The 8779-nt window shown below is 61.4% G+C and carries 5 protein-coding genes; 3 read left to right on the forward strand and 2 right to left on the reverse strand.

Annotated features, from left to right (window positions below):
• Nucleotides 1-5: 5 nt before the first annotated feature.
• Nucleotides 6-1979, reverse strand: coding sequence for a MacB family efflux pump subunit (locus QMX91_RS06265; RefSeq protein ID WP_098968011.1), 1974 nt, complete (start codon nucleotides 1977-1979; stop codon nucleotides 6-8).
• The gene (locus tag QMX91_RS06270; protein WP_135295339.1) at nucleotides 1980-3152 is read right to left on the reverse strand and encodes an efflux RND transporter periplasmic adaptor subunit; all 1173 of its coding nucleotides are present in this window, start codon (nucleotides 3150-3152) and stop codon (nucleotides 1980-1982) included.
• A gap of 320 nt (nucleotides 3153-3472) precedes the next feature.
• Between QMX91_RS06270 and QMX91_RS06275 the strand changes: the two genes are divergently transcribed.
• The 3 genes from QMX91_RS06275 (at nucleotide 3473) to mgtA (ending at nucleotide 8682) form a co-directional block, all read left to right on the forward strand.
• Nucleotides 3473-3955 (forward strand): sigma-70 family RNA polymerase sigma factor, encoded by a 483-nt coding sequence (locus QMX91_RS06275; RefSeq protein WP_027614027.1) that lies wholly within the window; start codon nucleotides 3473-3475, stop codon nucleotides 3953-3955.
• 134 nt (nucleotides 3956-4089) lie between these two features.
• Complete coding sequence (locus QMX91_RS06280) at nucleotides 4090-5424, forward strand: SidA/IucD/PvdA family monooxygenase (protein ID WP_135295340.1); 1335 nt, start codon at nucleotides 4090-4092, stop codon at nucleotides 5422-5424.
• Nucleotides 5425-5982: 558 nt separating this feature from the next.
• A complete protein-coding gene (gene mgtA, locus QMX91_RS06285; RefSeq protein WP_282412423.1) occupies nucleotides 5983-8682 on the forward strand; it encodes a magnesium-translocating P-type ATPase in 2700 nt (899 codons plus the stop codon).
• Nucleotides 8683-8779 lie beyond the last annotated feature (97 nt).

An 8779-nucleotide genomic window follows, 5' to 3' on the forward strand; every position in this document is an offset into this window, starting at 1 on the left:
ATCGATCATTCACTGGTAAGGGCTGTGACCGGGTCGAGCCGGGCAGCTTTGCGGGCAGGCATGAAGCCGAAGACAACACCGGTGACCAGGGCGCAGCCGAAGGCGCCGAGTACCGCCATCAAGGAAAAGGCCACGGCCACTTCGCTGAGGATCAGCACGCCGCCGACAATCAAGGCCAGGGCGATCCCGGCAATGCCGCCGACCACCGAGAGCATCACCGCTTCGGTGAGGAACTGCCGGAGGATGTCGCGCTGGCGGGCGCCGGTGGCCATGCGAATGCCGATCTCGCGAGTCCGCTCGCGCACGGTCATGAGCATGATGTTCATCACGCCGATGCCGCCGACCAGCAGCGAAATCGCCGCAATCGAACCGAGCATCAGCGACAGGGTGTTCTGGGTGCGGGCCTCGGCCTGGATCATCGCGGCGTTGTTGGTCAGTTCGAAATCCTTCTTGCCGTTGTGCAGGCGCAGCATCAGTTGCTCGATGGCCTGCTCGGTGTCCTTGACCTTGCGCGCGTCGGCGGCGGCAATGGCCACGTATTCCGGATTGCGCGTGCCGAACAGCCGGACGCTGGCCGCCGAATAGGGGATGGCGATGCGGTTATCACTGTCGGAGTCGCCGGAGCTGGCGCCCTTTTCGGCGAGCACGCCGACCACCTGGAACGGCACATTCTCGATCAGGATGAATTGGCCGATCGGGTTCGGCACATCCTTGAGCAGTTTGCTGCGGACTTTGTGGCCGATCACCGCGACGGCTGCAGCATTCTGCTCATCGGCCTCGGTGAAGTAACTGCCTTGCACCACCGGCCAGTTGAAGATCGCCGGGAAGTTGGTGTCGTTGCCACCGACGTAACTCAGGTGGTCGGCATTACCGTAACGTACGCCGGCCTCGGCGCCGTTGACCGGCATGATCCGCTGCACTTGCGGCAGGCTGGCCAGCGCGTGCACATCGTCGAGGGTGATGATCCCCGGCGGCGTGCGCGGGTTGGGCGCTGAGCCGCTGAGGTAAATAATGTTTGAACCGAAGGCGCCCATCTGCGCCATCACCTGGCGTTTGCTGCCTTCACCGACCGCCAGCATCACCACCACCGACGCCACGCCGATGATGATCCCGAGCAGGGTCAGCGCTGTGCGAAAGCGGTTGATCCACATCACCCGCCACGCGGCATGCAGGGCATCGACCAGTTCACCTTTCCACGCGCCAGTGGCTTCGGCGCCGTCGGCCAGACGCTGGCGCAGATCCACCGCTTGCAGCGCGCCGGGGTTGGCGCTGGTCTGGGCGTGGGGATCATCGCGGGCGCTGTCGCTGATGATCAGGCCGTCGCGTATTTCGATGATGCGTTTGGCCCGGGCCGCGACTTCGCGGTCGTGGGTGATGAGGATCACTACGTGGCCCTGGCTCGCCAGCTCATCGAGCAGCGTCATCACTTCTTTGCCGCTGTGGCTGTCGAGGGCGCCGGTGGGTTCGTCGGCGAGGATGATATGGCCGCCGTTCATCAACGCCCGGGCAATCGACACCCGTTGCTGTTGGCCACCGGACAACTGATGCGGGCGGTTGCCGGTGCGCGAGGCCAGGCCGAGTCGGTCGAGCAGGGCGGCGGCGCGGGCGTGACGCTCGGCGGCCGGGGTGCCGGCATAGATCGCCGGCATCTCGACGTTTTCCTGGGCCGAGCCGGACGGAATCAGGTGATAGCCCTGGAACACAAATCCAAAGGCTTCGCGGCGCAGCCAGGCCAGCTCGTCGCTGTCGAGGCCGGCGACGTTTTCCCCGGCAAAGCGGTACTCGCCGGAGGTCGGGTGGTCGAGGCAGCCGAGGATATTCATCAGGGTCGATTTGCCGGAGCCGGAAGCGCCGACAATCGCCACGAATTCACCGGCGTGAATCGACAGGTCGATGCCGCGCAACACGTGAACTTGCGGAGCGTCACCGCCGCCGTAGGATTTGCGAATGCCCTGCAGGTCGATCAGAGGCGTTTGCATTCAGCCTCCGCTGCCGTCGACCGGGCCGATCAGCAGATGATCGCCTTCGTTGAGGCCGTCGACAATCTGCACCTTGAGCCGGTCGCTGATGCCGGTGCGTACCTCGCGTTGCTGGATGTCGCCGTTGGCCGCCACCACCTGCGCGGTTTGCAGGTTGGCCGTGGTGCTGCCCTGCAATGCGGCGACCGGCGCTGTGAGCACGCCTTTGGCCTGATTGGCGACGAAAAACACCTGGGTGGTCATCTCGGCCATCAAGGCGTTGTCGGCGTTATCGACGTCGAGCAAAACCGTGTACAGCACAACGCGGGCGCTGCCGCTTTTACTGCTGCTGGCTGGGCTGCCGCCGCCCTGGCTGGTCTGGTCCAGCGGCTTGGGCGGCACCGGCAGAATCTGCCGCACGGTGCTGCTCCAGCGCCGCTGGCCGCCGCTGAGGGTGGTGAAGTAGGCGGTCATGCCCGGTTTGACGTGGCCGATGTCGGCCTCGGAAACCTCGGCCCACACGGTCATCGGTGACAGCTTGGCGATGCGCAGGATCAGCGGCGTCTGCTGTTGCGCGTTGAGGGTCTGGCCTTCGCGGGCGTCGAGGGCAACCACGGTGCCGGCCATCGGCGCATAAATCCGCGTGTAGCCGAGTTCAGCCTGATCGCTGCGCAGGCTCGCTTCAGCCTGGCGGATCTGTGCCTGGAACATGTCGACGCGGGCCTGAGTGGCTTTCAGTTCGGCGCGGGCGGTCTGCACGTCTTCTTCACGGGTGGCGCCGCCGGCCACGAGATTCTGCTGGCGCTGATACTTCTGCCGCGCCAGTTCATGCTGGGCGCGTTGCTCCTGCAATTGTGCCTTAAGGTTTTCGATGGAGAAGCGTCCGGCGTCGAGTTTGGCCTTCTGCGTGGACGGATCGATTTCCACCAGCAGTTGACCTTCCTTGACCACGTCACCGACTTCGACGTGGATTTTCTGGATCTGCCCGGAGGCCTGCGCACCGACATCGACATATCGGCGCGGTTGCAGAGTGCCCAGTGCGGTGACGCTGCTTTCGATGTCGCCACGACTGACTTGCACGGTGGCAAAACGGTCGCGTCCCGGCGGCATGATTTGCCACGCGGCGTAGGCAACAACAGGAATCAGACAAAGGACTGCGAGCAGGGCGCGTCGAGCGGGGCGGGGACGTTTCATGCAGGGTTCCGGCCAGTGGAATTCGGCCCGTCGTCCGGCTGCACGCCACAGCGCGCAGCCGTTGAACGCTGTCGCAGGGCGCGACAGACACGGGGAGCTGTCCTGTAAACGATGAATACGCGGGGGAATTTAAGCGAAGACACAGGATGTTACAGGTATGGAACGGCACTATTTAGCGGGCAACGACAAACGCCACTTTAAATCTATATGAGAATTACTATAAATTACGCACCTCAGTTGCCACTATCTTGCTACCCGTGTTCGCGGGCCGTCGATCAGTGTGCTCAAGGATCGAATCCGCATCGAAGCGGCCGGGAGTCATGTTGGAAAACTACTATCGCGAGCTGGTGTGTTTCCTGAACGCCAAGCTCGGCAACCGTCAGGTCGCCGAAGATGTGGTGCATGACGCTTATGTGCGGGTTCTGGAACGCTCCAGCGACACGCCCATCGAGCAGCCCCGGGCCTTTCTTTATCGCACTGCGTTGAATCTGGTGATCGACGATCATCGGCGCAACGCCTTGCGCCAGGTCGAGCCACTGGAAGTGCTCGACAGCGAAGAGCGCTATTTCACCCCGTCGCCCCATGGCACTCTCGATCACGGCCAGCGTCTGGAGATGCTCCAGCGTGCACTGGCGGAATTGTCGCCGCTGTGCCGCGACAGTTTTCTGCTGCGCAAGATCGAAGGCCTGTCGCACCCGCAGATTGCCGAACAGCTGGGAATTTCCAAGGCACTGGTGGAAAAACACATCGTCAATGCGATGAAGCATTGCCGTCTGCGCATCAAGCAATGGGATGCCCATTGAGCCGCCATCGCTAAATTTTATTTCACTGTCCTCGTTCCTACTCAACAGACGACCTGCTGTCCTGCTCAAGGCCAGTCGGGTCACTTAGGCTCTCCTTTCCCCTTGTTGAGGGGTTCATCCAGAGGACACTGGAAATGACTCAGGCAATTGCATCGCCCATCGTTCACGACCTGATCGGCGTCGGTTTCGGCCCTTCGAACCTGGCGCTGGCCATCGCTCTGCAAGAGCGCGGCCCGACCCACGGCGAGCTGGATGTGCTGTTCCTCGACAAGCAGGCCAACTACAGCTGGCACGGCAACACCCTGTCGACCCAAAGCGAATTGCAGATTTCCTTCCTCAAGGATCTGGTGACCCTGCGCAACCCGACCAGCCCGTACTCGTTCGTCAATTACCTGAAGGCTCACGGCCGTCTGGTGGACTTCATCAACCTCGGCACCTTCTACCCGTGCCGCATGGAGTACAACGACTACCTGCGCTGGGTTGCCGGGCAGTTCACCGAGCAGAGCCGCTATGGCGAAGAAGTGCTGACCATCGAACCGGTGCTGCACAACCATCAGGTTGAAGCATTGCGCGTGATCTCCCGCGACAGCGAAGGCCAGCAGTTGGTGCGCACTGCGCGTTCGGTGGTGGTCAGCGCCGGCGGCACACCGCGTATTCCGGAGGCGTTCAAGGCGCTGAAGGGTGACAGCCGCGTGTTCCACCACTCGCAGTATCTGTCGCAGATGGCCAAACAGCCGTGTGTGAACAACCAACCGATGAGCATCGCGATCATCGGCGGCGGGCAGAGCGCGGCGGAAGCCTTTATCGATCTGAACGATTCGTTCCCGTCGGTGCAGGTCGACATGATCCTGCGCGGTTCGGCCCTCAAGCCTGCGGATGACAGCCCGTTCGTCAACGAAGTGTTCTCGCCGGAGTTCACCGATCTGGTGTTCCAGCAAAACAGCGCCGAGCGTGAGCGCCTGGTCAACGAGTACCACAACACCAACTACTCAGTGGTCGACATCGACCTGATCGAACGCATCTACGGCATCTTCTATCGCCAGAAAGTCTCGGGTATCGCCCGTCATGCGTTCCGTACCCTGACCACCGTCGAGAGCGCCACCGCCACCGAACGCGGCATCGAACTGGCGGTGCGCAACAACGCCACCGGCGAAGTCACCGTGCGCCTCTATGACGCCGTGGTCCTGGCCACCGGTTACGAGCGGCAGATGCACCGCAAACTGTTGGCACCGCTGGAAGAATACCTCGGTGATTTCGAGGTCGATCGCAACTACAAACTGATCACCGACGAACGCTGCAAGGCCGGTCTGTACATGCAGGGCTTCTGCCAGGCCAGCCATGGCCTGAGTGATACATTGCTGTCGGTGTTGCCGGTGCGTGCCGACGAGATTGCCGGTTCGCTGTATGAGCATGGCAAGAACCGTGGGCATCGTTCGGTAGCGGATCTGTTGTTGGCGACGGCCAGCTGAGTTTTGCGTCGTCTGTAATACCGCTATCGCGAGCAGGCTCACTCCTACAATGTTCTGTGCACGCAGGACAACTGTAGGAGTGAGCCTGCTCGCGATAGGGCCATCAGAAATGCTGAAAATCCGAAACCTGAACCCTTCCTGAACATCCCCGACACACCTTCTTACACGGGTTTACTCATCCATCATCGAGGCGTAAGCTTCGCGCGTTTTCATCAATAGCGGAGACCCACAGTGGGTACTTGTTCGAGTGACAGTTGTCGGCCGGTCTCGGTAACCGGCAGATTCTCGGCAAGATAACGCGCAGCCTTTCTCTGCCGTTGTCTCGCCGTAAAGCGAGCAGCGGCATCCCGATCATGGTCAGTTGAGACCATGTCCCGACGTCCTTCTCATCGACACTGAAAGTATGTGATTTCGACCGTGTGGTCGCGATCGCAAACCTATCGACACGCCTGTCCTTTGTGATCGGCGCGCCAAGCCTTGCCGTGCCGGATTTTCCGGCGTACGAGGCGCGGTCGTACCTGCTCGACGGTTTCCCGGCTGACCATAGGGGCAACAGCCATGAAACTTACGCTCAAGGAATTTTTCGCAGGCTTCCTGCGCACACGCCACATCGCCCGGCACTTCCGCCGTCTGGCGCTGCTGGAATCGATCACCGACACCACGGTCAGCCGTGAAGTCCCGCCCACCCTGGCCAACACCCTGGTCGATGCAGCCCATCGCGACAGCGGTGAACTGCTGTCGTCACTGGGTACTCACACCGACGACCTGACCGATTTTGAAGTCGACGCCCTGCGTGCGCAGTACGGCCTCAACGAAGTCGAACACGAGCAGCCGCTGCCATGGTGGACCCATCTGTGGCACTGCTACAAAAACCCGTTCAACCTGCTGCTGACCCTGTTGGCGGTGATTTCGTGGCTGACCGAAGACCTGAAAGCCGCCACGGTGATTTTCTCCATGGTGGTGCTGTCGACGCTGCTGCGCTTCTGGCAGGAAAGCAAATCCAACCAGGCCGCCGACGCGCTCAAGGCGATGGTCAGCAACACCGCCACGGTGATGCGCCGCGACGAGCCGCGCATCGAACTGCCGATCAAGCAGCTGGTGCCGGGCGACCTGATCGTGCTGTCCGCCGGCGACATGATTCCCGCCGACTGCCGGGTGCTCAGCGCCAAGGACCTGTTCGTCAGCCAGGCGGCGATGACCGGTGAATCGATGCCGGTGGAAAAATTCGCCCGTCAGGCCGACCGCGACACGCGCAATCCGCTGGAGCTGGAGAACATTCTGTTCATGGGCACCAACGTGGTGTCCGGCACGGCGGTGGCGGTGATTCTCACCACGGGCAACAGCACCTATTTCGGCGCGTTGGCACAGCGTGTGGGCGCAACTGACCGCGCGGTGACCTCGTTCCAGCTGGGCGTGAACAAAGTCAGCTGGCTGCTGATCCGCTTCATGTTCGTCATGGCGCCGCTGGTGCTGTTCATCAACGGTTTCACCAAGGGCGACTGGACCGAAGCGCTGCTGTTCGCGCTGTCGATTGCCGTGGGCCTGACCCCGGAAATGCTGCCGATGATCGTCACCTCGACCCTGGCCAAAGGTGCGGTGTTCCTGTCGCGCAAAAAGGTCATCGTCAAGCGTCTGGACGCGATCCAGAACTTCGGCGCGATGGACGTGCTGTGCACCGACAAGACCGGCACCCTGACCCAGGACAAGATCTTCCTCGCGCGCAATGTCGACGTCTGGGGTGAAGACTCCGATGACGTGCTGGAAATGGCCTACCTCAACAGCTACTACCAGACCGGGCTGAAAAACCTGCTCGACGTGGCGGTGCTGGAACATGTGGAAATTCACCGTGAACTGAAAGTCGGCACGGCATTTCGCAAGGTCGATGAGATTCCGTTCGACTTCAATCGCCGGCGCATGTCGGTGGTGGTCGAAGGGCGTGGCCAGCCACATCAACTGATCTGCAAAGGTGCGGTGGAAGAAGTGCTGGCGGTGTGCACCCGTGTGCAGCACGGTGACGTCGAGGAAGCCTTGAGCGATGAATTGCTGACCCGGATTCGTCAGGTCACCGCAGCATTCAACGCTGAAGGCTTGCGCGTGGTGGCAGTGGCTGCCCGCTCGATGCCGGAAGGTCGCGACACCTACAGCCTGGCCGATGAGCAGGAACTGACGCTGATCGGTTACGTGGCGTTCCTTGATCCACCGAAGGAAAGCACCGCGCCGGCACTCAAGGCTTTGGCCGAGCACGGTGTGGCGGTCAAAGTGCTGACCGGTGACAACGAACTGGTGACCGCGAAGATTTGCCGCGAAGTCGGTCTGGCCCAACAGGGCTTGCTGATGGGCAACGATGTCGAGCGCATGAGCGATGCCGAGCTGGCCGTGGCGGTAGAAAAAACCAACGTGTTCGCCAAGCTGACGCCGTCGCACAAAGAGCGCATCGTGCGCATCCTCAAGGGCAACGGTCATGTGGTCGGCTTCATGGGCGACGGCATCAACGACGCCCCGGCGCTGCGCACCGCCGACATCGGAATCTCGGTGGACAGCGCGGTGGACATCGCCAAGGAAGCCGCTGACATCATCCTCCTGGAAAAGAGCCTGATGGTGCTGGAGGAGGGCGTACTCGAGGGGCGTCGCACCTTCGCCAACATGCTCAAGTACATCAAGATGACCGCCAGCTCGAACTTCGGCAACGTGTTCTCGGTGCTGGTGGCCAGTGCGTTCATTCCGTTCCTGCCGATGCTGCCGATGCACCTGCTGGTACAGAACCTGCTCTACGACATTTCACAGATCGCGATTCCGTTCGACAACGTCGACAAGGAGATGCTGAAGAAGCCGCAGCGCTGGCAGCCGGCGGATGTCGGGCGCTTCATGCTGTTCTTCGGGCCGATCAGTTCGATCTTTGACATCCTGACGTTTGCCTTGATGTGGTATGTGTTCGATGCCAACACCCCGGATCACCAGACCCTGTTCCAGTCCGGCTGGTTCGTGGTGGGGTTGCTGACCCAGACGCTAATCGTGCACATGATCCGCACGCCGAAGATTCCGTTCCTGCAAAGCCGTGCAGCCATGCCGCTGCTGGTGATGACCGGGATCATCATGGCGGTCGGGATCTTCCTGCCGATGGGGCCGCTGGCCAACTACTTCAAATTGCAGGCACTGCCGTCGATGTACTTCGTGTTCCTGCCGATGATCCTGCTGGCGTACATGGCGCTGACCCAGGCGGTGAAAGGCTTCTACATCCGCCGGTTCGGCTGGCAGTAACAACAGGACAACGCTGTTCCCTCTGTAGGAGTGAGCCTGCTCGCGATAGCAATCTGTCAGTCAAAATTTCAACGACTGACACACCGCTATCGCGAGC

Origin of the sequence: Pseudomonas sp. PS01299, assembly GCF_029960145.1 — a bacterium.
GTDB lineage: Bacteria > Pseudomonadota > Gammaproteobacteria > Pseudomonadales > Pseudomonadaceae > Aquipseudomonas > Aquipseudomonas putida_A.

Bases quoted from the DNA above. Each gene is read 5' to 3' on its own strand.
- mgtA (WP_282412423.1), top strand. From the start codon at position 5,983: ATGAAACTTACGCTCAAGGAATTTTTCGCAGGCTTCCTGCGCACACGC.
- QMX91_RS06280 (WP_135295340.1), top strand. From the start codon at position 4,090: ATGACTCAGGCAATTGCATCGCCCATCGTTCACGACCTGATCGGCGTC.
- QMX91_RS06275 (WP_027614027.1), top strand. From the start codon at position 3,473: ATGTTGGAAAACTACTATCGCGAGCTGGTGTGTTTCCTGAACGCCAAG.
- QMX91_RS06270 (WP_135295339.1), bottom strand. From the start codon at position 3,152: ATGAAACGTCCCCGCCCCGCTCGACGCGCCCTGCTCGCAGTCCTTTGT.
- QMX91_RS06265 (WP_098968011.1), bottom strand. From the start codon at position 1,979: ATGCAAACGCCTCTGATCGACCTGCAGGGCATTCGCAAATCCTACGGC.